General features: G+C 72.4%; 22 protein-coding genes. 4 read left to right on the forward strand and 18 right to left on the reverse strand.

Annotation, left to right across the window (positions count from 1 at the left end; translation table 11 throughout):
- Positions 1-150: 150 nt before the first annotated feature.
- Both C8250_RS12745 and C8250_RS12750 read left to right on the forward strand, forming a co-directional pair.
- On the forward strand, positions 151-513 hold the full coding sequence (locus C8250_RS12745) for a DUF952 domain-containing protein (RefSeq protein WP_138353352.1): 363 nt from the start codon (positions 151-153) through the stop codon (positions 511-513).
- Between the two features lie 7 nt (positions 514-520).
- A complete protein-coding gene (locus C8250_RS12750; RefSeq protein WP_138353353.1) occupies positions 521-1261 on the forward strand; it encodes a nucleotidyltransferase domain-containing protein in 741 nt (246 codons plus the stop codon).
- Here the strand turns inward: C8250_RS12750 and C8250_RS12755 are convergent.
- From C8250_RS12755 to C8250_RS12805, 11 genes are all read right to left on the reverse strand, one after another.
- Positions 1226-2245 carry an ADP-ribosylglycohydrolase family protein gene (locus C8250_RS12755; protein ID WP_138353354.1) on the reverse strand — a complete coding sequence of 340 codons (1020 nt, stop codon included), beginning with the start codon at positions 2243-2245 and terminating at the stop codon, positions 1226-1228. The two genes, C8250_RS12750 and C8250_RS12755, sit on opposite strands and share 36 nt — an antisense overlap.
- Complete coding sequence (locus tag C8250_RS12760) at positions 2242-3024, reverse strand: nucleotidyltransferase domain-containing protein (protein ID WP_138353355.1); 783 nt, start codon at positions 3022-3024, stop codon at positions 2242-2244. Before C8250_RS12760 ends, C8250_RS12755 begins: the two co-directional genes overlap by 4 nt.
- A 129-nt stretch (positions 3025-3153) precedes the next feature.
- Positions 3154-4383, reverse strand: coding sequence for a pseudouridine synthase (locus C8250_RS12765; protein WP_138353356.1), 1230 nt, complete (start codon positions 4381-4383; stop codon positions 3154-3156).
- Positions 4383-5045, reverse strand: a complete 663-nt coding sequence (gene scpB, locus C8250_RS12770; RefSeq protein ID WP_138353357.1) for an SMC-Scp complex subunit ScpB — start codon at positions 5043-5045, stop codon at positions 4383-4385. The genes C8250_RS12765 and scpB overlap by 1 nt, the downstream gene beginning before the upstream one ends.
- On the reverse strand, positions 5042-6076 hold the full coding sequence (locus C8250_RS12775; protein ID WP_138353358.1) for a ScpA family protein: 1035 nt from the start codon (positions 6074-6076) through the stop codon (positions 5042-5044). Before C8250_RS12775 ends, scpB begins: the two co-directional genes overlap by 4 nt.
- 104 nt (positions 6077-6180) lie before the next feature.
- Positions 6181-6720 (reverse strand): hypothetical protein, encoded by a 540-nt coding sequence (locus C8250_RS12780; RefSeq protein WP_187144820.1) that lies wholly within the window; start codon positions 6718-6720, stop codon positions 6181-6183.
- A complete protein-coding gene (locus C8250_RS12785; protein ID WP_138353360.1) occupies positions 6717-7790 on the reverse strand; it encodes a ParA family protein in 1074 nt (357 codons plus the stop codon). Before C8250_RS12785 ends, C8250_RS12780 begins: the two co-directional genes overlap by 4 nt.
- Positions 7791-8143: 353 nt before the next feature.
- The gene (ald, locus tag C8250_RS12790; RefSeq protein WP_138353380.1) at positions 8144-9259 is read right to left on the reverse strand and encodes an alanine dehydrogenase; all 1116 of its coding nucleotides are present in this window, start codon (positions 9257-9259) and stop codon (positions 8144-8146) included.
- Positions 9260-9490: 231 nt separating this feature from the next.
- Complete coding sequence (locus C8250_RS12795; protein ID WP_187145277.1) at positions 9491-11734, reverse strand: tetratricopeptide repeat protein; 2244 nt, start codon at positions 11732-11734, stop codon at positions 9491-9493.
- Positions 11735-12079: 345 nt separating this feature from the next.
- Positions 12080-12706 carry an NUDIX hydrolase gene (locus tag C8250_RS12800; protein WP_138353382.1) on the reverse strand — a complete coding sequence of 209 codons (627 nt, stop codon included), beginning with the start codon at positions 12704-12706 and terminating at the stop codon, positions 12080-12082.
- 119 nt (positions 12707-12825) lie between these two features.
- On the reverse strand, positions 12826-14478 hold the full coding sequence (locus C8250_RS12805) for a CTP synthase (RefSeq protein ID WP_138353361.1): 1653 nt from the start codon (positions 14476-14478) through the stop codon (positions 12826-12828).
- A gap of 409 nt (positions 14479-14887) precedes the next feature.
- On the opposite strand from C8250_RS12805, the gene C8250_RS12810 reads away from it, so the two are divergent.
- A complete protein-coding gene (locus tag C8250_RS12810; RefSeq protein WP_244809116.1) occupies positions 14888-16693 on the forward strand; it encodes a glycoside hydrolase family 15 protein in 1806 nt (601 codons plus the stop codon).
- Between the two features lie 99 nt (positions 16694-16792).
- Here C8250_RS12810 and C8250_RS12815 read toward each other — a convergent pair whose 3' ends face one another.
- From C8250_RS12815 to C8250_RS12840, 6 genes are all read right to left on the reverse strand, one after another.
- The gene (locus C8250_RS12815; protein ID WP_138353363.1) at positions 16793-17929 is read right to left on the reverse strand and encodes a glycosyltransferase family 4 protein; all 1137 of its coding nucleotides are present in this window, start codon (positions 17927-17929) and stop codon (positions 16793-16795) included.
- 194 nt (positions 17930-18123) lie between these two features.
- Positions 18124-19866: a DNA repair protein RecN gene (gene recN, locus C8250_RS12820; protein WP_138353364.1), complete on the reverse strand. Its 1743-nt coding sequence runs from the start codon at positions 19864-19866 to the stop codon at positions 18124-18126.
- Positions 19867-19918: 52 nt separating this feature from the next.
- Positions 19919-20815, reverse strand: coding sequence for an NAD kinase (locus C8250_RS12825; protein ID WP_138353383.1), 897 nt, complete (start codon positions 20813-20815; stop codon positions 19919-19921).
- A 44-nt stretch (positions 20816-20859) separates the two neighbouring features.
- Positions 20860-21666, reverse strand: coding sequence for a TlyA family RNA methyltransferase (locus tag C8250_RS12830; RefSeq protein WP_244809118.1), 807 nt, complete (start codon positions 21664-21666; stop codon positions 20860-20862).
- A 7-nt stretch (positions 21667-21673) separates the two neighbouring features.
- Positions 21674-21886, reverse strand: coding sequence for a hypothetical protein (locus C8250_RS12835; RefSeq protein ID WP_138353366.1), 213 nt, complete (start codon positions 21884-21886; stop codon positions 21674-21676).
- Positions 21879-22787, reverse strand: coding sequence for a histone (locus C8250_RS12840; protein ID WP_187144821.1), 909 nt, complete (start codon positions 22785-22787; stop codon positions 21879-21881). The genes C8250_RS12835 and C8250_RS12840 overlap by 8 nt, the downstream gene beginning before the upstream one ends.
- Before the next feature lie 181 nt (positions 22788-22968).
- Between C8250_RS12840 and C8250_RS12845 the strand changes: the two genes are divergently transcribed.
- The gene (locus C8250_RS12845; RefSeq protein WP_138353367.1) at positions 22969-23316 is read left to right on the forward strand and encodes an SCP2 sterol-binding domain-containing protein; all 348 of its coding nucleotides are present in this window, start codon (positions 22969-22971) and stop codon (positions 23314-23316) included.
- A 130-nt stretch (positions 23317-23446) separates the two neighbouring features.
- On the opposite strand, the gene C8250_RS12850 is transcribed toward C8250_RS12845, so the two are convergent.
- The gene (locus C8250_RS12850) at positions 23447-24466 is read right to left on the reverse strand and encodes an HAD-IIA family hydrolase (protein ID WP_138353368.1); all 1020 of its coding nucleotides are present in this window, start codon (positions 24464-24466) and stop codon (positions 23447-23449) included.
- Between the last annotated feature and the right edge of the window lie 71 nt (positions 24467-24537).

Raw genomic sequence — 24537 nt, forward strand, 5'->3', positions numbered from 1 at the left:
GCAAAGGGTGCGTCCCGCCATGGCACGCCTTTCCGAAAGACCGGCCGGGGTCGCTTCCCGCGAATCTCCCGGCGACGAACATGGTCAATCTCTCCCGGAGCGGACACATCCGCCACTTGGAGGTCACCGGCGTCCGGTACAACGATGGACATGATCCTTCACCTCGTCCCGCTGGACACCTGGCTCCACGAGCCCGACCGCCCGTACGCGCCCGCCTCCCTCGCCGAGGACGGCTTCGTGCACTGCTCCCCCGACGAGGCCGTCACCCTGGCCGTCGCCGACGCCTTCTACCGGGACACGGCCGGGCCGCTGATGGTGCTGCTCATCGACGAGGAGGCGCTCGACCACCCGGTGCGCTGGGAGGCCGCGGACCCGGCCCCGCCGCCCGGCGTCGCCGAGGGCACCCTCTTCCCCCACGTGTACGGCCGGATCAACCGCACGGCGGTGACCGGGATGCTGGAGGTCGAACGGGACCCGGTGGGCCACCCGCTGCGGCTCGCCCCCTGGTCATAATCGCCGTATGCCCGGACACGAACTCGTACGCCGTCACACCGTCTACTCCTGTGTCATGGGCTCGCGCGCCTTCGGGCTGGCCACCGAGGACAGCGACACCGACCGCCGGGGCGTCTACGTGGCCCCCACCCCGCTCTTCTGGGGTTTCACCAAGCCCCCGACGCACGTGGACGGCCCGGCGGAGGAGCAGTTCTCGTGGGAGGTGGAGCGCTTCTGCGAGCTGGCGCTGCGCGCCAACCCCAACCTCCTCGAATGTCTGCACTCACCCCTCGTGGAGCGGCTGGACGACACCGGCCGCGAGCTGCTCGCGCTGCGCGACGCCTTCCTGTCCCGGCAGGTCGACGCCACCTTCCGCGGCTACGCGGCCCAGCAGCTGCACAAGATCGAGCGCGACATCCGCAACCACGGGGCACCGCGCTGGAAGCACGCCATGCATCTGCTGCGGCTGCTGATCAGCTGCCGTGACGTGCTGCGCAGCGGTGAGCTGCGGATCGACGTCGGCGAGCACCGGGACCGGCTGCTGGCCGTCAAGCGCGGCGAGGTCTCCTGGGACGAGGTGCGGGTCTGGATGGCGGAGCTGCACGAGGCGTCGGACGCGGCGGCGAGCCGCTCGCCGCTGCCGGCCGAACCCGACCGGGCCCGCGTCGAGGACTTCCTGGTCCGGGTGCGCCGCGCCTCGGCCGGCGCCCCGGACCCGTTCCCGGCTGCCGCCTCAGACGCCGTCCCACAGGGCACCGAACTCCAGTAGCTCCTCGCGGTACTCGATCCGCCCGGCCCAGTCGGCGGGCCAGGCGGCCGCGCCGAGGTGGGCGCCCGCGAAGGCGCCGGCGAGGCAGGCGATCGAGTCCGAGTCCCCCGAGGTGCAGGCCGCCCGCCGCAGCGCGGTGACCGGCTCGTCGGGGAAGAGCAGGAAGCACAGCAGCCCGGTGGCGAGCGCCTCCTCGGCGATCCAGCCGGCCCCGGTGGCCAGACAGGGGTCCGCCTCCGGGTCCGGGTCGCGCAGCGCCGCCTCCAGCCGGTCCAGCGCCGCCAGGCAGTCGTCCCAGCCGCGTTCGATGAAGCTCGTCGGCAGCGGGTCCTGCGCGTACGTCCACAGGTCGTCCAGCCAACGGTGGTGGTAGACGGAGCGGTTGGCGGTCGCGTAGCCGCGCAGCAGGCCGACCAGTTCGTCCGGCCGGGCGCCCTGCGCGAGCAGCAGCACCGCGTGCGCGGTGAGGTCGCTCGCCGCGAGCGCGGTGGGATGCCCGTGGGTCAGCGCCGACTGGAGCTGCGCGGCGCCCGCGCGGGTCTCCTCGTCGAGCCCCGGCACCAGCCCGATCGGCGCCACCCGCATATTGGCGCCGCACCCCTTGGAGCCGGTCTGGCTCGCGTCCTGCCAGACCCGTCCCTCGTGGCTGAGCCGCTCGCAGGCCACCATGCAGGTCCTGCCGGGCGCCCGGTTGTTCTCCGGGGACCGCCACCACTCGACGTACTCCTCGCGCACCGGCCGTGCCAGCCGCAGCGGTGCCAGCGGCCCGCGCTCCATCGCGGTGCGCAGACCGCGCCCGAGCGCGAGCGTCATCTGGGTGTCGTCGGTGACGATCGCGGGCCAGAGCAGCCCCATCTCCCGCCACGGGCCCATCTTCTTCAGGATCGAGGGCACATCGTTGAACTCGGTCGGGAACCCGAGCGCGTCACCGAGCGCCAGCCCGATCAGCGCGCCGGTCGCCGGGCGCCGCTCGTCGCCGCTCATGCCGCCACCCGCGTCCGGACCACGAGGTCGTGCAGGGCGTCGTGCGCGGTGCTCTCGTCCGGCAGCCGGGAGGCGGCCTGCGCCTCGTCCAGCGCGGCGTGCAGCGTCTCGACGTCCCGGGCGACGTGGGCGATGCCCATGCCCGTCGCCGGCCCGTGTTCGGCCACCGCCTTGGCCTCGATGAGCTCGCCGAGGTAGGCGGGGGCGGTGACCTGGCCCAGCAGCGTCGGCAGATGGGCCTCGACACCGCCGCCGCGCATCAGGTGGATACCGGTGAGCAGCGCGCGGAAGGTGTAGAGCAGCGGCTTGAGCTCGCCGTTCTTCTCGTACAGCCGCCACTGCGTCGCCGCGAACCCGCGGTAGTGATGGGCGTGGCCGCGGGTGATCACACCGGGCGCCAGGGCGGCCAGCTCGCCGTGCACGTCACTGGTGTGCACGACCAGTGGGGAGAGCAGCTGCTCCAGCACATAGCCGTTGCGGCGCAGCATCAGCCGGCAGAACTTCAGCAGGTCGTGCGTGACCAGATCCAGCTCCAGGCCCTCCCGGTCCCACATCCGGGTCTGGGTCTCCTCGCCCTCCCGCAGGCCGATGAGATCGGCCAGCGGCAGGAGGTGGACTCCGCGCAGATCGACGTCCGAGTCACGGGACGGGAATCCGTACAGGTGCGCGCCGGAGACGGTGGTGAGGAGCAGGGGCAGTCCCCGGCCGGTCAGCTCGGCGAGGACCGGGCGCAGATCGGGCAGTCCCGCGGCGCTGAGCGGGTCGGCGTGGATGGTCATGGTCACCATCCTCCCCGGACCGCGGGCCGACGGGCCAGTGGTTTCGGGGTCGGAGCCCAACGGAAACGGCCGGTCGGAACGGCCCTGAGGACCGTTCCGGCCGGCCGGAACGCGTTCGCGTGGAACGACCTAGAGGTCGACCTCGCCCATCAGCATGCCGACCTCGGTGTTGGTGAGGCGGCGCAGCCAGCCGGACTTCTGGTCGCCGAGCGGGATCGGTCCGAAGCTGGTGCGCACCAGCCGGTCGACCGGGAAGCCGGCCTCGGAGAGCATCCGGCGCACGATGTGCTTGCGGCCCTCGTGCAGGGTCACCTCGACCAGGTAGTTCTTGCCGAGGTTCTCCACGACGCGGAAGTGGTCGGCGCGCGCCAGACCGTCCTCCAGCTCGATGCCGTCCTTGAGCTGCTTGCCGAGGTCACGCGGCAGCGGGCCCTGGATCGCGGCCAGGTAGGTCTTCTTGACGCCGTACCGCGGGTGGGTCAGGCGGTGGGCCAGCTCCCCGTGGTTGGTCAGGAGGATCAGGCCCTCCGTCTCGGTGTCCAGCCGGCCGACGTGGAAGAGCCGGGTCTCACGGTTGGTGACGTAGTCGCCCAGGCACTGGCGGCCGTCGGGGTCCTCCATGGTGGAGACGACGCCGGCCGGCTTGTTCAGCGCGAAGAACAGGTACGACTGGGTGGCGACCGTCAGGCCGTCCACCTTGATCTCGTCCTTCTCCGGGTCGACGCGCATGCCCTGCTCGACGACGATCTTGCCGTTGACCTCGACGCGGTGCTGGTGGATGAGGTCCTCGCACGCACGGCGCGATCCCATCCCGGCACGGGCGAGGATCTTCTGCAGCCGCTCGCCCTCCTGGTCGTTGCCGAAGGTCTTCGGAGTCTTGATCTCCGGGCGGTTCTCGTACCGGGAGCGGTTGCGCTCCTCGATCTTGGCCTCGAGCTCGCGCGACTTCGCGGGGATCGGCTTGCGGCCGAGGTTGCCGGTCGCGCGGTAGCGCGGCTTCTCGGGGGGCACGCCGCCGGGCCGGTTCGCGCCCGACTGTCCGGTGTTCCCGACGTCGTAGCGACGCTCCTCGGGACGGGGGTTCTGTGCGCGCCGCTCCTCGTCACGCTGCTGGCCGCTGCCCGAGGTGCGGGGCGTGCTGCCACCGCCACGGGGGTAGCCGCCGCCGCGGGAGCCCGGGCCGCCGGCGCCGCTGCCGCCGCGGGAGCCCGCGCCACCGGCGCTGCTGCCACCGCGGGAGCCGCCACCGCTGCCGCCGCCGCCGCGGGAGCCGCCGCTACCGGAGCCCCCGCCCGCGCCGCGGGGGTTGCCGCCCCGGGGGTTCCGGTTGCCGCCGCTGTTCCTGTCGCTGCTTCGCATCAAAGTTCCGTCGTCGATTGAGTCGTCGTATCTGCATCGTCCGGTGCATCCGGGTCGAACGACGGAACCCCTTCCAAGGAGTCCGCCTCGACGGCGTCCGCCTCCGGCAGGAAGGGGGCGAGCTCGGGTAGCTCGTCCAGGCCTCTGAGGCCCATCCGTTCCAGAAAGTAGTTCGTCGTCCTGTACAGGATCGCACCTGTTTCGGGTTCCGTCCCACCCTCCTCGACCAGACCGCGCTGCAGGAGGGTGCGCATCACACCGTCACAGTTGACTCCGCGGACCGCCGAAACCCGTGATCGGCTGACCGGCTGGCGGTACGCGACGACCGCCAGCGTCTCCAGCGCGGCCTGGGTGAGACGGGCCTGCTGGCCGTCCAGAACGAACTTCTCCACGGCCGGTGCGAAGGCCGGCCGGGTGTAGAACCGCCAGCCGCCGGCGACCAGCCGCAGGTCGAAGCCCCTGCCCTGGGCGGTGTAGTCCTCGGACAGCGAGCGCAGGGCGGCGGCGACCGCGCGCTTCGGACGCTGGAGCACCGTCGCCAGCTGCTCCACGGTGGCCGGCTCGTCCACGACCATCAGGACGGCCTCCAGCGCGGGCCGGAGGTCGAGGGCGGCCACCTCGGCGGAGAGCGGCCCGGCGGGCGCCGCTGCGTCTTCCGTCATTTTTCTTTGCCCTCCGGGTCGAATTCATCGGTGACGAGCCGCCGCGCGGTCTCCTGATCGCCGCCCGTCCAGCGCACGAGCAGCGCGCCGAGCGCCTCCTCCTGGTCCAGCGCGACCACTTTCTCCCGGTACAGCTCCAGGAGGGCCAGGAAACGCGCGACGACGGTGAGGGTGTCCGGGGCGTCCGCCGCGAGGTCGGCGAAGCTGGTCTCCCCCAGCTCGATCAGCCGGGCCACCACCAGCTCGCCCTGTTCCCTGACGCTGACCAGCGGCGCGTGGATGTGGTCGGTGTAGATCCGCGGCACCGGTTTGGGCTGCATCGCCTTGACGGCCAGCTTCGCGAACCGCTCGGGGCCGACGCTGAAGACGACCTCCGGCAGCAGGTCCGCGTGCTGCGGTTCGAGACCGACCGTGCGGGGGTGGTGCAGCGCCTCCGCCTCCAGCCGCTCGGCGAAGATCGCCGCGATCCGCTTGTAGGCGCGGTACTGCAGCAGACGGGCGAAGAGCAGGTCGCGCGCCTCCAGCAGCGCCAGGTCCGCCTCGTCCTCGACCTCGGCGGTCGGCAGCAGCCGGGCCGCCTTCAGATCGAGCAGGGTCGCGGCGACGACGAGGAACTCGGTGGCCTGGTCGAGGTCCCAGTCGACCCCCATCGCACGGATGTGCGCCATGAACTCGTTGGTGACCGTCGACAGCGCGACTTCTGTCACGTCCATCCGGTGCTTCGAGATCAGCTGCAACAGCAGGTCGAACGGCCCCTCGAAGTTCACCAGCCGCACGGTGAAGCGGCCGTCGGGTGCCGGTCCGGGGACGGCGTCGGCCGGGGTATCGGCGGAGGCGTCGGGCGGGTCCTGGACGGCAGGCGCCACGGGTACCGCCGGTTCGACGGGCTCCGGGACCGCGACAGGTGCCGGGTCCACGACAGGCGCCGGCTCCGCCGCGGGCCCCGTGACGGGCACCGCGGCCGGGCGGCCCGGCCCCCGGCCGAGGGCACGGCGGGGCGGCTGGGGGGCGTCGTCGTCGGTGATCGGCATCGCTGTCCATCGTGCGGGGTCGGCGGGGGCGGCCCCCCGGCAGGGAGCCTACTGAGCCGCCCCGTCCGACGTCGCCGTGGCCACGCCGACCACCGCCCGGTGGCTCAGCGGCCCCGCAGGCGGCGCACCAGGATGCTCGCGTCCCCGCGGGACTCCAGATCCGCCAGCACCACGGCGACCGCCTCGCGGACGATCCGGCCGCGGTCGATCGCCAGGCCGTGTTCACCGCGCAGCACGAGCCGCGCGTGTTCGAGATCCATCAGCTCCTCGGCGGAGACATAGACGGTGATCTTCTCGTCGTGCCGTTCACGGCCGCTGGGGCGCGGCCGCTGCTGTTTGCGGCGCGTCTGCTGCACCGGCACCGGGGCCGTGGGCGGCTGGCCCGCGGCCTGTGGACGGCGGCCCTGCGGGATCCCCTCGCGGCCGCTGTGCTCGGCCGGGGTCCCGTCCTGGCCGCCGCCGTCGGGCGCTGTGCCCGTCTGCGGCTCGTTCCCGTCCGCCGGGGCGTCGGGTACCGGCCGCAGCCGCCCGTCGGCCTGAGGGGCCTTCTGGGCGTCCCCGTTGGCGTGCTTACGGGGCTGCGAGGCCTGCAGCCCCATGCCCCCTGTGGTGCGGAACAGTTCGTCCGCACCCGGGAGACTCACTCGGCGTGACACCGGGCGAGCACCTCCCTGGCGAGCTGACGGTAGGCGGCGGCACCAACGGAGTTGGACGCGTACGTCGTGATCGGCTCGCCGGCGACGGTGGTCTCCGGGAAGCGCACCGTACGGCCGATGACCGTGTGGAACACGTGCTCGTCGAAGGCTTCGACCACGCGGGCGAGCACCTCACGGCTGTGCACCGTGCGGGAGTCGTACATCGTGGCGAGGATGCCGTCGAGTTCGAGTTCGGGGTTGAGCCGTTCCCGGACCTTCTCGATGGTCTCGGTCAGCAGAGCGACACCGCGCAGCGCGAAGAACTCGCACTCCAGCGGCACGATCACCGAGTGCGCCGCGGTGAGCGCGTTGACGGTCAGCAGGCCGAGCGAGGGCTGGCAGTCGATGACGATGTAGTCGTAGTCGGCCATCAGCGGCTTGAGGGCGCGCTGCAGTGTCGACTCGCGCGCCACCTCGCTGACCAGTTGGACCTCGGCCGCCGACAAGTCGATATTGCTCGGCAGCAGGTCCATACCGGGCACCGCGGTCTTCAGCAGCACCTCGTCCGCCGCCAACCCGCGTTCCATCAGCAGGTTGTAGACGGTGATGTCGAGTTCCATCGGGTTGACGCCGAGTCCGACCGAGAGCGCGCCCTGCGGATCGAAGTCGACGAGAAGTACCCGGCGGCCGTACTCGGCGAGCGCGGCGCCCAGGTTGATGGTCGAGGTCGTCTTGCCGACCCCGCCCTTCTGGTTGCACATCGCGACGATTTTCGCCGGGCCGTGGTCGGTGAGCGGATTGGGGATCGGGAAGTACGGAAGCGGGCGTCCCGTCGGACCGACCCGCTCGCGGCGCTGACGGGCAGCGTCCGGGGCGAGTGTGGCCGCGTATTCGGGATCCGGCTCGTACTCCGCGTCTGGGTCGTAGAACTGACCGTCCTGCAGATCGTCCTCGTATGGCGCCATGGCGTGTGTGGGGTGCGTCTCCGTGTTCTTGTCGGCCCGGCGTGCCTCGAAGGTGCGGACCGCGACGGAACCGACGGTCTCGAGCCTGTTGGGGCTCTCGACCTGAACGGTCATTCCTGGTTGACCACCCCCGGGAGCAAATGTCGACTCATTCACAAGTCGTCTTACCTCCTTGGTGACCAGGAAACTTCTCGATAGGTCAGCGCGACAGCATGCCGACGGTTGGCGACTCTATGGCGTGTCAGTGGTTCACAGCAACACAATCCGCCGGACACGGCACGATGTGTCGGTAACCGAACACCCCGCTGTCAAGGGCGTAACCGCGTCGTCGCCGATGTTTCAGCGCGGTACGAAACGGTGAAACTGGTACGTTCGACGCACTCGGCCGGGCCTTGGGTCTCCAAGGCCCGGCCGTTGTCGCCGTGTTGACGTGTAGACGTTTCGCGCGCCCGTCACACGCCCGCTGATCAGCCCAGCAGCGTGTGCAGGTCCGTGCTGTGCAGGTCGTGCGCCTCGGCGACCGGACCGTAAACGACCTGTCCCTCATGGGTGTTGAGGCCCAGCGCCAGCGCGGCGTCGCGGCGCAGCGCCTCACGCCAGCCGCGGTTGGCCAGTTCCACGATGTAGGGCAGCGTGGCGTTGGTCAGCGCGTAGGTCGAGGTGTTGGGCACCGCGCCCGGCATGTTGGCGACGCAGTAGAAGACCGAGTTGTGGACCTCGAAGGTCGGGTCGGCGTGCGTGGTCGGACGCGAGTCCTCGAAGCAGCCGCCCTGGTCGATCGCGATGTCGACAAGAACCGATCCCGGCTTCATGCGGGACACCAGCTCGTTGGTGACGAGCTTGGGCGCCTTCGCACCCGGGATCAGCACCGCGCCGATGACCAGGTCGGCCTCGAGGACGGCCTTCTCCAGCTCGAAGGCGTTGGAGGTGATGGTCTGGACGCGGGTGCCGAAGATCTTGTCGGCCTCGCGCAGCTTGTTGATGTCCTTGTCGAGCAGGGTCACGTGGAAGCCCATGCCGAGCGCGATCGTGGTCGCGTGCCAGCCGGAGACACCGGCGCCGATGACGACGGCCTTGCCGGCCTGGACGCCGGGGACGCCGCCGGGCAGCACGCCGCGGCCGCCGACCGAGCGCATCAGGTGGTACGCGCCGACCTGCGGGGCGAGCCGGCCGGCCACCTCGGACATCGGGGCGAGCAGCGGGAGGGCGCGGTTCGCGGTCTCCACCGTCTCGTACGCGATGGCGGTGGTGCCGGACTCGAGCAGTGCGTCCGTGCAGGCGCGGGACGCGGCCAGGTGCAGGTACGTGAAGAGCGTCTGGTCCTTGCGGAGGCGGTGGTACTCCTCGGCGATCGGCTCCTTGACCTTCAGCAGCAGATCGGCGGTGGCCCACACCTCGTCGGCGGTGCCGAGGATGTTCGCGCCGGCGCCGGTGTACTCGGCGTCGGGGATGGAGGAGCCGAGACCGGCGCCCTGCTCCACGTAGACCTCATGTCCGTGGCGCACGAGCTCATGCACGCCGGCGGGGGTGATGGCCACGCGGAACTCGTTGTTCTTGACCTCGCGGGGGATGCCGACCTTCACGTCGATCACGGTCCTTGCACTCATTGGAAGACAGGAATGGCTGCAGCTGTCCGTACATGGCGCGAGAAAGCGTCACACGTCGGACCTGACCGCGATGTGCGCGGCGGAGCCCAGTCTAGTGAAGGAAGACTCTCTGTCTAGCCTTACAAAGTGATTAGTTTGGCCGAGAACGATGACAGATTCGTAGGCCTGGGGCGCTGACGCCTTCAGGCCACCGTTTTTCGGGCCCGCTCAGCCAGGGACTTCACCCGGGCTGAGCAGGCGCTTCGCGGCCGCGCGCTGCAGACGTGCGCCGCCCGGGTCGCCGAGCCGGTCGAGGGTGTCGGCCATCCGCAGCAGGACGGCGCCTTCCAGCCGTTCGTCGCCGGCCTGCCGGGCCCAGTACAGGGCGTCACGACAGGTCCGCAGAGCGTCCTCGGGATGTCCCGCGTACTCCTGGACCCGGGCCGCCTCGCTCAGCGCGCGGGCCTGGGCCGGCAGGTCGCCGAGCCGCCGGTGGGCGCCCGCGGCGGCCCGCCACTCGCGCAGCGCGGGGCCGTAGCGGCCGGCGTAGGTGTGCAGTGCGCCGAGGCGGCCGTGCAGCCGGGCCGCGTGGCCGGTCTCGCCGCGGGCCAGCCGCAGCGCGAGCGCCCTGCCGTACCAGTCCGCGGCCCGCTGCGGGTCGTCGAGCTCCAGGTACGTACCGCCGATGGCCTCCATCGCCCGGCCTTCGGCCTCCCCGTCGTCACCGGTCCGCGCCTCGCCGAGGGCCAGCCGGTAGCGGTCCAGCGCCTCCCGGGTCCTGCCTGCCTCCACATCGAGGTCGGCGAGGTTGATCAGCGCCGCCGCCTTCTCCCGGGGCAGCCCGCGGCGGGTCGCCACATCGAGCACCAAAGCGTGCAGCTGATAGCGCTCCCCCGCCGTCTCCCGGTCCGCCGGATCCACGCCCAGTGCCCGCACCAAGTTGGCGACCAACCGCCGTGCCAGAGTGTCGAGTTCCCCGTCGGCGACCGCCGCGTGGGCCGCGGCGAGCAGCGCGGGGAGCCGGGCCCGCAGCCATACGGCGGCGGCGGACCGCGACGCGAAGCGCATCGAGCGCGGCAGGCCCTCCAGCGACGCCCGGCCCGGGGAACCGTCGGGCTCCAGCGTGATGCGGCACGACTGCAGCAGCCGCACCGTCCGCTCCAGCATCCGGGCCCTGGCCAGCTGGACCTCGCCCGTCCGGTCCCGGGTCTCCAGCAGAGCGCGCAGCAGCGGTTCGAGACAGCCGGGCACCCGGTACTGCGGTGGCAGCGGCGGATCCACCGGATCCCCGTGCAGCAGCCCGTGCGCGGCGAGGTCGTCCAGCGTGCTCTGCGCCGCGGTCACCGAGCAGCCGGCCAGCGCCGAGGCGATGTGCGAGTCCACCAGTCCGGCCGGCGCGAGCGCCAGCAGCCGCAGCATCCGGGCGGCGGTGGGCGGCAGCGAGTCGTAGACCAGCCGGAAGGCGCGCACCAGCTGGGGCGGCGCGGTGGCGCGCGGTGACGCCTCCGGCGCGGTGGCGTGGGCGACGGATGCCGCCGCGGGAGCTGGCCCGGCCTCCGGTTTCGCGGTCACCTCCGCGCGCGCCTTCGGCCCGGACCCGGCCACCCGCTCGGAGCCCGCCTCGGTCCCGGTCCCGGGCGCACCGTCGGAGCCGGTCGCGGCAGCCGCTTCAGGCTCCGCCGGCGGCACGGCGCCGCGCCCGGCCTGGGGCCCGGTCTTCGCCGCGGTCTTCGCCGGAGGCGCCGGTTCATCCGGTACCGCGCGCAGCCGGCTGGTGGCGTCGGTCACCGACAGCCGCGGCTGGGCGGCGAGCCAGGCGGCGACCAGACGCAGCGCGGTGGGGTGCCCGGCGCACTCCTGGACGAGGGTCTCGGCCGCCCGCGGGTCACAGGTGACCCGGGTCGGGCCGATCGCCTGCGACAGCAGATCGACGGAGGCGGCGGTGTCCAGCCCGCCGAGGGTGCACGGCCGGACGTCGGGGACACCGGGCAGCGGTCCCTCGGACGTCGCCACCACCAGACTGCCGGGCCCTTCCGGGAGCAGCGGCAGCAGCTGGTCCGCGTGCGAGACGTCGTCGAGCACCAGGACCGTGCGGCGGCCGGCCAGTGCCGCGCGCAGTGCCGCGTACACCTCACCGGGCTCCGCCTCCGGCAGCGGCGACCCGGCGCCGAGGGCCCGCAGCAGCGCCCGCGCGGCCTGTTCCGGAGGGGTGCGCTCGCCGCCGCTGCCGGTGAGCCGTACGAAGTGCTGCCCGTCGGCGTAGCGCGCGGCGACGTCCCGGGCGAGATGGACGGCGAGCGCGGTCCGCCCGGAGCCGGGCCGTCCCGCGATGAGCAGGACGCGGCTGCCGTCCGCCACCTTGCCGCCCAGCGTGGCCAGGCCCGGCCGGTCGATGTCGGCCCGCAGCCCGTCCAGTTCCCGGCGGCGCCCGACGAAGTGCGGCACGTCCCCGGGCAGGGCGCAGCCCGGCACCGACGGTGGGGGCGGGACCGGGTCCTTCGCCTCCGGCCCATGGCCGGGTGACGGCACGAAGTCCGCGTCGGCCACCGATTCACCGGCGTCCAGCACCTGATCCGCCACGGGCACTCTCCCGTTCTGCCTGCGCGCACGAGCCCGCCGCCGCTGCGAACGGGAACACCATCGAGCCTAGGCCCTGTCCGGGCGATCACGAACGGCCACCGCGCGGCCTCGCGCGGAGTCCGGGACGGTCGCCCGGACGGCCGGACCCGGTGCACGGGGACATGCCCGGCCCGGGGGCCCCGCGCAGCCGATCCGCACAATGATCACTCCATCGGATCAGCGGCGCGCCGACACCGCTTATGCCGTGAAGGGCCGGGCCGGCCAGGGCGCGTCGGCGGGCCGCAGCGCGTCCACCCCGTCGCCGGACAGCGTCGCGTGCAGCGCGAGGATCCCGGCCACCAGGCAGCTGTTGTGCAGATGCCCGGCCAGCACGTCGCGCACCAGCTCGGCCAGCGGCACCCGGGCGTACTCCATGTCGGCCTCCTCCCCGGTGACCTCGTACCGCTCGCCCTCCGCCTCGGCGATGTCGCGGGCCAGGAAGATCCGGACGGCTTCGTCGCTGCCGCCGGGAGAGGTGTAGAGATCGGTGAGCACCCGCCACTCCCCGGCCTTGACGTGCGCCTCTTCGTAGAGCTCGCGCTGCGCCGCGTGCAGCGGGTTCTCACCGGGCACGTCGAGGAGCCCGGCGGGCACCTCCCACAGCTTCTGCCGTACCGGGTGCCGGTACTGGCGCAGCACCAGGACCCGGCCGTCCTCGTCGAGGGCGACCACGGCCACCGAGCCCGGGTGGACCTGGTAGTCGCGCTTGGCGGTGCCGCCGTCCGGCATGACGACCGCGTCCGTGCGGACGCTCGTCTTCGCCCCGGCGAACGGCGTCGAGGTCGCGGTGACCTGCCACTCCTCGGCGATGTCCTGCAGCATGATGCCCTCCGTGAACCGGTGAGAACGTAACGGCCCGGTGCGAGCGCCGGGCCGGCAGACAGAACGGTGCTGGGGACGGATCACGAAGATCCGTCCCCAGCACCGTACCGATCAATCGATGATCAGCCCTGCTGGCGCTTGACCGCCGCCGCGACCAGACCCGCGAAGAGCGGGTGCGGGCGCGTCGGGCGGGACTTCAGCTCGGGGTGCGCCTGAGTGGCGACGAGGTACGGGTGCACCTCGCGCGGGTACTCGACGTACTCCACCAGCTTGTTGTCGGGCGAGGTCCCGGAGAAGACCAGTCCGGCCTTCTTCTCCAGCTCGGCCCGGTAGGAGTTGTTGACCTCGTAGCGGTGGCGGTGGCGCTCCTCGGCGTACGGCTCGCCGCCGTACACCTCGCGCACGATGGAGCCCTCGGTGAGCTTCGCCGGGTACAGGCCCAGCCGCATGGTGCCGCCCAGGTCGCCCTTGCCGTCGACGATGTCGAGCTGCTCGGCCATCGTCGAGATGACGGGGTGGCCGGTCGCCGGGTCGAACTCGGTGGAGTTCGCGTCCGGGATGCCGGCCAGCGAGCGGGCCGCCTCGATGACGACGCACTGCAGGCCCAGGCAGAGTCCCAGCAGCGGGATCTTGTTCTCGCGGGCGTAGGTGATCGCCGAGACCTTGCCCTCGACACCGCGGTCGCCGAAGCCACCGGGTACGCAGACCGCGTCGACGCCGGAGAGGTGCTTCTTGGCGCCGGCCGGGGTCCTGCACTCGTCCGAGGTGACCCACTTGATGGTGACCTTGGCGTTGTTGGCGAAACCGCCGGCGCGCAGCGCCTCGGTCACCGACAGATACGCGTCGGGCAGGTCGATGTACTTGCCGACGAGCGCGACCGTGACCTGGTGCGCGGGCTGGTGGACCCGCTTCAGCAGGTCGTCCCACTGGGTCCAGTCCACATCACGGAACGGCAGGTCCAGCTTGCGGACGACGTAAGCGTCCAGGCCCTCGGTGTGCAGCACCTTGGGGATGTCGTAGATCGACGGGGCGTCGATGGCGGCGACGACCGCGTCCTCGTCGACGTCGCACATCAGCGAGATCTTGCGCTTGATGGCGTCCGGCACCGGTCGGTCGGCGCGCAGCACGATCGCGTCGGGCTGGATGCCGATGCTGCGCAGCGCCGAGACGGAGTGCTGGGTCGGCTTGGTCTTGAGCTCACCGGAGGGGCCGATGTACGGCAGCAGCGAGATGTGGACCACGAAGACGTTGTCGCGGCCGACCTCGTGCCGGACCTGGCGCACCGACTCCAGGAAGGGCAGCGACTCGATGTCGCCGACGGTGCCGCCGACCTCGGTGATCACCACGTCCACGTCGTCGGTCGCCATCCGGCGGATCCGGGACTTGATCTCGTTGGTGATGTGCGGGATGACCTGGACGGTGTCGCCGAGGTACTCGCCGCGACGCTCCTTGGCGATGACCGTGGAGTAGATCTGGCCCGTGGTCACGTTCGCCGAGCCGTCGAGATTGACGTCCAGGAAACGCTCGTAGTGGCCGATGTCGAGGTCGGTCTCGGAACCGTCGTCAGTGACGAAGACCTCACCGTGCTGGAACGGGTTCATCGTGCCCGGGTCCACGTTGAGGTACGGGTCGAGCTTCTGCATGGTGACCCGGAGGCCGCGCGCCTTCAGCAGCGCACCGAGGCTGGAGGCCGTGAGCCCCTTCCCGAGGGAGGAGGCGACACCCCCGGTGACGAAGATGTGCTTGGTCGTCGTGGATTTGGGCGCAATTGCCAAGAGGGGGCTCCCGTGGTCGCGAGGTGAGGGTCGGGACGGCACGGAATCAGGGGGAGTGCCGTCGCGGCGGTTCAGTGGTTCGGCCCACCGGCCCACGGGCTACCAGGGTAACAGCGACCGTGGGCGGCTGTGTCCGGCGGCGACGTCACTAGCCCGCTTTTAGCAGCTCGCAAGGGGACTCATGGCATGCTCGGGCATGAGCGGAACAAGTGCACCCGACCGGCCCAGTGAAGACAACCGCCACGCGCGCACCTCCCTCCCCGACGACGTATCCTGCTCGGACACATCGCTGCGAGCCGGCCGGCACGGCATCAACCCCGCCCGCTCCCGGAACACGAGCTCGTCGAAAATCCCCAGACCGCAAGACCGGCCCTCCGAGGCCGGCGCCGTCATTCGACTGGAGATGCAGGTGGCCGGGCGCATCGAGGATTACGCACTCATCGGCGATATGCAGACCGCTGCACTGGTCTGCCGGGACGGCACGGTCGACTGGCTGTGCCTGCCCCGGTTCGACTCCCCCGCGGTCTTCGCCGGCCTGCTCGGAACCGAGCAGCACGGATTCTGGAGGCTGGGCCCGGCCCACGCCGCCGGAACCGGTCCGCCCGCGGCGACGCGACGGCGTTACCGGGGCGATTCCCTCGTGCTGGAATCCGAATGGGACACCCCGCGCGGCACGGTCCGGGTGATCGACTTCATGCCGCCCCGTGACGGCGCCCCGCAGGTGATCCGGATCGTGGAGGGCGTCAGCGGGCGGGTGCCGATGCGCTCCGCCCTGCGGATGCGCTTCTCCTACGGCCAGATCGTGCCGTGGGTGCACAAGGTCGGCGACCGCACGGTCGCGGTGGCCGGGCCGGACTCCGTCTGGCTGGACACCGAGGTCGACACGTACGGCAAGGACCTGACGACGTACGCGGACTTCACCGTCTCGCCGGGTGAGCGGGTGGCCTTCACCATCAGCTGGGAGCCCTCGCACCGCCCGCCGCCGTCGCTGCCGGAGCCGGAGGCCTCGCTGGAGTCCACCGAGCAGTTCTGGCAGGACTGGGTCGACCAGTGCACGTACCACGGCCCCTACCGGGACGCCGTGGTCCGCTCGCTGATCACCCTCAAGGGCCTCACGTACGGGCCCACCGGCGGCATCGTCGCCGCTCCGACGACCTCGCTGCCCGAGGACATCGGCGGGGTCCGCAACTGGGACTACCGGTTCACCTGGCTGCGCGACGCGGCGATCACGCTGTCCTCGCTGCTGCGCACCGGCTACCGGGACGAGGCGCGGGCCTGGCGCGAGTGGCTGCTGCGCGCGGTGGCCGGCGACCCGGAGAACCTGCAGATCATGTACGGCATCGCCGGCGAGCGTGAGCTCGGCGAGAACGAGCTGCACTGGCTGCCCGGTTACGAGGGCTCCACCCCGGTCCGGATCGGCAACGGCGCCGCCCACCAGCTGCAGCTGGACGTCTACGGCGAGGTCACCGAGGCCCTGCACCTGGCCCATATGACCGGGCTGGCCCGCAACGACTACGCGAGCCTGCTGCAGCTCAAGCTGATCCGCTATCTCGAATCGCACTGGAACGAGCCGGACGAGGGCATCTGGGAAGTGCGCGGCCCGCGCCGCCACTTCGTGCACTCCAAGGTGATGACCTGGGTCGCGGTGGACCGCACCGTCAAGCTCATCGAGTCGGGCGAGGCGGACGGCCCGCTGGAGCGCTGGCGCGAACTGCGCGACGACATCCACCGGGACGTCTGCGAGAAGGGTTACGACAAGGAGCGCAACACCTTCACGCAGTCCTACGGCTCCCAGGAGCTGGACGCCTCGCTGCTGCTCATCCCGCAGATGGGCTTCCTGCCGCCGGACGACAAGCGCGTCATCGGCACCATCGAGGCGATCCAGCGCGAGCTGAGCACCGAGGACGGCTTCATCCTGCGCTACCCGACCAACAGCGGCGAGGACAACCTCGACGGGCTGCCGGGTGACGAAGGGGCCTTCCTGGCCTGCTCGTTCTGGATGGCCGACGACCTGGCGATGATCGGCCGGGTGGACGAGGCCCGCCAGCTGTTCGAGAAGCTGCTGGCGCTCCGCAACGACCTTGGGCTGCTCGCCGAGGAGTGGGACCCCCGGCTCAAGCGCCAGGTCGGCAACTTCCCGCAGGCGTTCAGCCATGTGCCGCTCATCGACACGGCGCTGCGGCTGAGTGCCTGCGGAGCGTACGGCGGCGGCTGAGCCCGTACGTGTGGGGGCGGGGCCACACGGCCCCGCCCCCACCGCTCAGGCGTTCGCGGCTCTGGGGTTCAGCGCTGCGGGGGTCCGCGGCTCAGGGGTTCAGCGCTGCGCCAACTCGTCGTAGATGCTCAGCACCTGGGCGACCGTGTCGTCCTCGGTCGGCCAGGTGGCGGCCTGGGCCCGCCCGGCCGCGGCGAGCGCGAGCCGGCGCTCCGGTTCGTCGAGCAGCCGGGCCACCATCCGGGCCAGCGCGCCCGGATCGCCGTACGGCACCAGCTCCGCCGCGTCACCGACGAGTTCGGGGATCCCGCCGACCGCGGTGGCCACCAGCGGCACCCCCGCGTGCAGGGCCTCCTGGGCGATCAGGGCGCGCGCCTCCCACCGGCTCGGCAGCACCACCACATCGGCGGCGGCCAGCAGTTCCGTGACATCGGCCCGGCGGCCGATCAGCCGGACGGGCAGCCGTTCGGTGTCGATCCGCTGCTCCAGCGCGGCCCGCCGGGAGCCCTCTCCCGCCACGATGACCAGGGGCCGGGGGTCGTGGTCCGCCAGCATGCGGCAGGCGTCCAGCAGGAGGTCGTAGCCCTTGTGCGGCTCCAGCCGGCCGACGGCCAGCACCAGGGGCCGGTCCACTGCCCCGAACTCGGCCCGTGTCTTCTGCCGCATCCGCTCGGCGTCGCCATGCGGCTCCGGGGCCGCGACCCTGGGCACCGGCACCGCGACCGGCGCCAGCCGCGCGTCCCGGGCGCCCAGTGTCCTGGCCCGGTCCACCAGGTCGGAAGAGGCCCCGAGCACCACGGCCGCGGCCCGCACCACCCGGCGCTCCAGCCAGCGCAGCAGCCGGGCTCTGGCGCCCTCGACGAGGACCGCGCTGTGCCATGTCACCACCAGCGGGGTGGAACGGCCGCTGAGCGCCAGCGACGACAGCAACCCGGCGCGCAGGCCGTGCGCGTGCACCACGTCGGCGTCCGTGCAGGCCACCCGGAGTTCCGTGATGACCGTCGCGTCGGACCTGGCCGCCCGGTGGGCGATCTCCACCGGCTCGAACCGGGCGCCGGTGGCGGTGAGGGCGTAATCGTTTTCGGCGGCGGCCGGGCCGCACACCGTGACCCGCACTCCGCGGGCGACGAGGCCGCCCGCGAGCGAGCTGACGTGCGCACCTGCGGGACCGCCCGCCCCGCCCAGCACGAGGACGGCGTGCAGCTGTCCTCGCGGGGGGATCGGAGTGCTGCTCACCCGGGTACAGCTCCTGACTCGGCGTCGGACGACGGCTGTTGCGCCGTACCCCAAGGATGCCAGGCCCCCACGGCATGCCGTGGGCACCGACCGCCTCCCGGCCCGGGTACGGGCGCCGTGGATCACTCGAACGAGTGCGCTTACGCGCCGTGCCGGGCGTGGCCCCGGCCGGGCTCGACCGGGACCGGCCGGGCTCAGCTGGTGGCGCGGGCCGCGGCCAGCAACTCCTCGGCGTGGGCCCGGCCGAGTTCGGAGTCCTCGAGCCCGGCGAGCATACGGGAGAGCTCCCGCACCCGGTCCTCTCCTTCGAGAACGGTGACACCGCTGCGGGTCACCGAACCGTCGTTCGTCTTCTCCACGAGCAGCTGCCGGTCGGCGAACGCCGCCACCTGCGGGAGGTGGGTGACCACGACGACCTGCGCGGTCCGCGCGAGGCGCGCCAGCCGGCGGCCCACCTCGACCGCGGCCTTGCCGCCGACACCGGCGTCGACCTCGTCGAAGAGATACGTCGGCACGGGATCCGATCCGGCGAAGACGACCTCGACGGCGAGCATCACGCGCGACAGCTCACCACCGGACGCGCCCTTGGCGATCGGCCGGGCCGGGGCGCCGGGGTGCGGGGCGAGCTGGAGCTCGACCTCGTCGGCGCCGGTCGCGCCGAAGGCGACGAGCTGGCCGCCGACCTGGATCCCCTCGGGATCGGCGGTCTGCCGGATGGCCACCCCGACGCGGGCGTGCGGCATCGCCAGTTCGGCGAGTTCCGCGGTGACCGCGGCGGCGAAACGGTCCGCCGCCTCGGTACGGGCGTCGCTCAGCGCCTGCGCGAGGTCCCCGAGCTCGGCCCGCAGCGCGTCCCGTTCCCCGGTCAGCTCCGCGATCCGCTCGTCGTCGCCCTCCAGCTCACCGAGCCGGGCGGCGCTCTGCTCGGCCCAGGCCAGCACCCCATCGATGTCCGAGCCGTACTTGCGGGTCAGATGGGAGAGCACCGCCCGCCGCTCCTCCACCGCGGCGAGCCGCAGCGGATCGGCGTCCAGGTCGTCCGAGTAGCCGGCGAGCTCCTGGGCGACGTCGCCGACGAGGATGCCGATCTCACCGATGCGTTCGGCGAGCGCCGCGAGCGCCGGGTCATGGGCGCGGACGGCCTCCAGCGCGCGCTGGGCCCCGGAGACGAGGGTGTTGGCGTCATTGCCCTCCGGGTCCTCGGGATTGCCCGCGAGCGCGGCGTGCGCGACCGCCGCGGCGGAGGCCAGCGCCTCGGCGTGGCCGAGCCGTTCGGCCTCCGCGGCCAGTTCGGTGTCCTCGCCGGGCAGCGGCTCGGCGTCGGCGACCTCGCCGATCCCGAACCGGATCAGATCCGCCTCCTGGGACCGCTCACGGGCCCGGGTGGTCAGCTCGTCGAGCTCGCCCGCCACCTCCCGCAGCCGCCGGTACGCCGCCCCGTACTTCGCCAGCGGTACGGCCACGGCGTCGCCCGCGTACCGGTCCAGCGCCTGGCGCTGCCGAGCGGGACGCAGCAGGCCCTGCTGGTCGGTCTGGCCGTGCACGGCCACCAGGTCGTCGGCGAGCTCGCCGAGCAGCCCGACCGGCACGGAACGCCCGCCGACATGGGCCCGCGACCGCCCCTCGGCCGAGACGGTACGGCTGATCAGCAGCGCGCCGTCGTCGAGTTCCGCCCCCGCCTCCTCTGCGCGGACGGCGGCCGGCGAGTCCCGGCCGAGCGTGATCCGCCCCTCGACCACCGCCGCCTTCGCACCGATCCGCACCAAAGCGGGATCGGCCCGGCCGCCCAACAGCAGGCCGAGGCTCGTGACGACCATGGTCTTGCCCGCACCGGTCTCGCCGGTCACCGCGGTGAAACCGGGTGAAAACTCCACCACGGCATCCTCGATGACACCCAGCGACCGGATCCGCATCTCCTCCAACACGGATACGACCATACGAGGTTTGCGGCCCGGCGCGCGACGGGCATCGGCCACCGGCACTCCCGGGTTACTGCGGCGCGCCCCGCCAGCCCGCGACGGGCAGGGCGAACTTCGCCACCAGACGGTCCGTGAAGGAGGCGTGGTGCAGCCGGGCGAGGCGTACCGGCACCGCGCCCCGCCGTACCTCCACACGGGCCCCGGCGGGCAGCTCGACGGTGCGCCGGCCGTCGCACCACAGCACGCCGTGCGGTGTCTTGGGCTGCACCTCGACGGCGAGCACCGAGCGCGGCGAGGTCACCAGCGGCCGCGCGAACAGCGCGTGCGCGCTGATGGGCACCATCAGCAGGGCCTCGACCTCGGGCCAGACCACCGGGCCGCCGGCCGAGAAGGCGTAGGCCGTCGAACCGGTCGGGGTCGCGCAGACCACGCCGTCGCCGCCGAATCGTGACACCGGACGGCCGTCGACCTCGGTCACGACCTCCAGCATCCGCTCGCGCGCCTGCTTCTCCACCGACGCCTCGTTGAGCGCCCAGTCGGTGTGCACCACATGTCCGTCGTTGCGGACGAGGACGTCGAGCGTCATCCGCTCCTCGACCTCGTACTGCTTGGTGACCACCCGGTCCACGACCTTGTCCAGGTCGTCCCGCTCCGCCTCGGCGAGGAACCCGACCCGCCCCAGGTTGACCCCCAGCATCGGTACGCCGGAAGCGCGCGCGAACTCCGCGCCGCGCAGCAGCGTCCCGTCACCGCCGAGGACGATGATCAGTTCGCAGCCCTCGACGGCCCCGGGGCCGCCCTCCGTCACCAGCTCCACCTCGGCGGGCAGCGGCAGTTCCGCGGCCAGGTCCGCGGCCTCGTCCGTCAGGACCCGCACCCCGATCCCGCAGCGCAGCAGGCCGAGCACGACCCGTTCCGCGCTGCGGATCGCGGCCGGGCGGCCGGTGTGCGTGAGCAGGAAGATCATGCGGCCCTTCGGCCCGGCACAGTCCTGCGTTTCGGTGTTCGTCGTCAACGGGGCCCCTCCGCCACAGCACGGTCGACATCCGCCGGGTCCAGATCGGGCGCACCGGCGCGCAGCCACAGAAAGTACTCCACATTGCCGGAAGGTCCCGGCAGCGGACTGGCGGTGACGCCCATGACACCCAGTCCGAGCGCCGCGCCCTGCCCGGCGACCGTCCGCACGGTCTCGGCGCGCAGCTGCGTACTGCGCACGACACCACCGGTGCCCAGCCGTTCCTTGCCGACCTCGAACTGCGGCTTCACCATCAGCACGAGATCCGCGTCGGGCGCGGCGCACCGCACGAGCGCGGGCAGCACCAGGCCGAGCGGGATGAACGACAGGTCGCCGACGATGATGTCCGCGGGCTCGCCGTCGATGTGCTCCAGCGTCAGCTCGCGCACGTTGGTGCGGTCCTTGATGACGACCCGGTCGTCGCTCTGCAGCGACCAGGCCAGCTGGCCGTAGCCGACGTCGACGGCGACGACGGTCGCGGCGCCGTTGCGCAGCAGCACATCGGTGAAGCCCCCGGTGGAGGCCCCCGCGTCCAGCGCGCGCCGCCCCTCGACCTTCAGACCGAGCGGGGTGAACGCGGCCAGCGCGCCGGCGAGCTTGTGGCCGCCGCGCGACACGTAGTCGGGTTCGTTGTCGTCCTTGGCCACCACCACGGCCGCGCTGGTCTCCACCTGCGTGGCGGCCTTGGTCGCGGTGGCGCCGCCGATGGTGACCCGCCCCGCGGCGATCAGCTGGCTGGCGTGCTCGCGCGAGCGCGCCAGATTTCGGCGCACCAGCTCGGCGTCGAGTCGGCGTCGTGCCACGTACGGTTCAGCTCCTGTTGTCGTCGAGTGCGGTGAGCGCTTCGCGCAGCCCACGGTGCACATCCTCGTACACCTCGATGTGATCCGCGGTCGGCAGGTCGTCGGCGTCGCTCAGCCGCACGATCAGCGTGTCCACCGCGGCCTGGCCGGTGGGCGCCGGTGCCAGGCCCAGCGGAGCGATCCCGTTCGGCGGCCCCTCCCCGGGCAGCGGTTCACTCATCGGAGGCCGTCTTCTTGCGGGCGGCGGTCTTCTTGGCGGGTGCGGCCTTCTTCGCGGCGGGGGCCTTCTTCGCCGGAGCGGTCTTCTTCGCCGGCGTCGTCTTCTTCGCTGCGGAGGTCTTCTTGACCGGAGTCGGCTCCTTGGGCGGAGCCGTCTCCTTGGCCGCGGGAGACTTCTTGGCGGGAGCCGTCTTCTTGGCGGGAGCCGTCTTCTTCACGGGAGCGGCCTTCTTGGCAGGCGGGGCGGTCTTCGTGGCGGCCGGCGACGTCTTCTTCGCCTTGGCCGGAGCCTTGGCCGGAGCCTTCGGCTCGGTCGCCGCGGGCCGCTCGGGCTGCACCGTCTCTACGGGCTTGGCCGGCTTCGCTGACTTCGCGGACGTCACGGACCGGACCGGCGCTACGGGCCGCTCGGTGGCGGCCGGCCCGGCGGGAGCCTCCGGATCGACGGGGTAGACCGGCTCGGCCGGCTCGGCCGGCTCCATCGGGTCGACCGTGATCCGCTCGAACAGCGGTGACGCGGTCCCGGTGGAAGCGGCCCCGAAGCCGGCGTCCACGTCCTCCTCCTCGTCCTCGAGGTTCCGGACGCGGCGCTCCAGCGCCTCCAGGACCACCCCGACCTTCGTGACCTCGTCGGCGACCCGTCCGACCCGGCTCATCGCCTTGTCGACCTCCTCGCGGATCAGCCCGATCAGCAGATCGCGGTTGGCCCGTCCGGCCGCCATCAGCTCGTCCGCCAGCGTCTGCACCTCCGGCGGAATGCTCTCGCCGATCCTGCGCTGGACGGCGTCGACATCTATCCCCGTCTGGTCGAGCAGCTCCCTGGCCGCCCCCACCGCCCGCCGCCGGGTCGCCTCGGTCAGGCCGCCCGCGATCTGCAGACAGGTACGCAGCGCGTCCCGCATCGCCCTCACTCCTCGCCTCGCCATTGCCTCGCCATTGACGTATCCGCACCTGACGCTACCCGTACTGCCCGGCTCACGGCGTACGGTGCCCTGAGGTACCGTCGATCGAACGGATCACATGATCGTGGCGCGGGCGACCCCGGCGCCTGTACGCACCACCCGAACGGGAGACGCCCGACCGATGGCGACCATCGAGGAGTGCCGCAGCGCACTCGACCAGCTGTCGGAGAACCTCACGCGGGCCAACGGCGACATCCGCAGCGCCACGTCCCTGGACCGGTCGCTGAGCTGCCACATCACGGACCTCGGCACGACCTTCGTCGGACGGCTGACGGACGGCCGGATCCATGACGTGACGACGGTGCCCGGCGCACCCGCCGAGAAGGCGCAGATCCGGCTGGCGATGGCCGGCGACGACCTCATCGCCCTGGTCGGCGGCGAACTGAGCTTCGCCAAGGCGTGGGGGAGCGGCCGGGTCAAGCTGGAGGCCGGCCTGCGGGACCTGCTGCGGCTGCGCTCACTGCTCTAGGGCGTGTTGCGAAAGTCCCGCCTGGCACGCGACGCCTGGACGCGCCCTACGGGCGAACGGCGCCACTTTCGACACACGCCCTGGCGGCACCCGGCCGGCCACCGACCTCCGACCACCGACGGCCCGGGGCTCAGAACCCGAGCCGCGCCAGCGCCTTCCCGGCGTCCGACTCGCACGCGCCGTCGCCCGCCGCCGCCCAGGCGGCCGCGCACAGGGCCCGCAGTCCGTCGAGGGCGTCACCATCGCCCTCCACCGTGAGCGCGTCGCCGTCCGCCGAAGCCGTCCAGCCGCCGCAGCGCGCCCCGTCACCGTCCACCGTGACCTCCGGCTGCGGTTCCAGCAGCCCGCGCAGATCGGCCGCCACATACGTCGGCCGGTGCTTCGGCACGGCGGCGAGCAGCTGCGCCGCCGTCGTCACACCCGTCAGCACCAGCAGCGAGTCCACCTCGGCGCCGGTCGCACCCTCGATGTCGGTGTCCAGCCGGTCGCCGACCACCAGCGGTCGCTTCGCACCGGTCCGCAGGATCGTCTCGCGGTGCATCGGCGGCTGCGGCTTGCCCGCCACCTGCGGCTCGGCGCCGGTAGCGATCCGTACGACCTCCACGGCCGCGCCGTTGCCCGGCGCGATCCCGCGCGGGTTCGGGATCGTCAGATCGGTGTTGGACGCGAACCACGGCACACCGCGCGCCACCGCGAACGAGGCCTCCGCCAGCAGCGACCAGCGCAGCTCGGGATCGTAGCCCTGCACCACGGCCGCCGGACCGTCCTCCGCCGACGCCACCGGCTCGAGACCGCGCTCGCGCAGCGCCGTCTGCAGCCCCTCGCCGCCGATCGCCAGCACCCGCGAGCCCGCCGGCACCTGCTCGGCGATCAGCCGGGCGACCGCCTGAGCCGAGGTGATCACGTCCTCCGCTTCCGCGGGCACGCCCAGCTCCGTCAGATGTGCGGCCACCGTCTGCGGGGTGCGGGCCGCGTTGTTGGTGACGTACGCGAGGTGCATCCCGTGCTCGCGCGCGGTGGCGAGGGACTCGACGGCGTGCGCGATGGCCTCGCCTCCCGCGTACACGACCCCGTCGAGATCGAGCAGAGCCGTGTCGTACGCGGCGTCCAGTGCTCGGTCGGAACCGCTCGGACTGGTCCGGTGGGTCATCGCGTGTCCGCTCCTCGTATGTCGTCCATCACCTTGATCATCCCCCATCGCCGCGGGCCACGTAGCATGCC

It is taken from the genome of Streptomyces sp. So13.3 (assembly GCF_005860785.2).
GTDB classification, from domain to species: Bacteria; Actinomycetota; Actinomycetes; order Streptomycetales; family Streptomycetaceae; genus Actinacidiphila; species Actinacidiphila fildesensis.

Excerpts from the sequence above, each read along its gene's own strand:
- C8250_RS12825 (WP_138353383.1), bottom strand. The coding sequence starts at position 20,815 with ATGATCTTCCTGCTCACGCACACCGGCCGCCCGGCCGCGATCCGCAGC.
- C8250_RS12840 (WP_187144821.1), bottom strand. The coding sequence starts at position 22,787 with ATGCGGGACGCGCTGCGTACCTGTCTGCAGATCGCGGGCGGCCTGACC.
- C8250_RS12760 (WP_138353355.1), bottom strand. The coding sequence starts at position 3,024 with ATGACCATCCACGCCGACCCGCTCAGCGCCGCGGGACTGCCCGATCTG.
- C8250_RS12755 (WP_138353354.1), bottom strand. The coding sequence starts at position 2,245 with ATGAGCGGCGACGAGCGGCGCCCGGCGACCGGCGCGCTGATCGGGCTG.
- C8250_RS12775 (WP_138353358.1), bottom strand. The coding sequence starts at position 6,076 with ATGCCGATCACCGACGACGACGCCCCCCAGCCGCCCCGCCGTGCCCTC.
- C8250_RS12785 (WP_138353360.1), bottom strand. The coding sequence starts at position 7,790 with ATGACCGTTCAGGTCGAGAGCCCCAACAGGCTCGAGACCGTCGGTTCC.
- C8250_RS12765 (WP_138353356.1), bottom strand. The coding sequence starts at position 4,383 with ATGCGAAGCAGCGACAGGAACAGCGGCGGCAACCGGAACCCCCGGGGC.
- C8250_RS12845 (WP_138353367.1), top strand. The coding sequence starts at position 22,969 with ATGGCGACCATCGAGGAGTGCCGCAGCGCACTCGACCAGCTGTCGGAG.
- C8250_RS12850 (WP_138353368.1), bottom strand. The coding sequence starts at position 24,466 with ATGACCCACCGGACCAGTCCGAGCGGTTCCGACCGAGCACTGGACGCC.
- C8250_RS12745 (WP_138353352.1), top strand. The coding sequence starts at position 151 with ATGATCCTTCACCTCGTCCCGCTGGACACCTGGCTCCACGAGCCCGAC.
- recN (WP_138353364.1), bottom strand. The coding sequence starts at position 19,866 with ATGGTCGTATCCGTGTTGGAGGAGATGCGGATCCGGTCGCTGGGTGTC.
- C8250_RS12750 (WP_138353353.1), top strand. The coding sequence starts at position 521 with ATGCCCGGACACGAACTCGTACGCCGTCACACCGTCTACTCCTGTGTC.
- scpB (WP_138353357.1), bottom strand. The coding sequence starts at position 5,045 with ATGACGGAAGACGCAGCGGCGCCCGCCGGGCCGCTCTCCGCCGAGGTG.
- C8250_RS12835 (WP_138353366.1), bottom strand. The coding sequence starts at position 21,886 with ATGAGTGAACCGCTGCCCGGGGAGGGGCCGCCGAACGGGATCGCTCCG.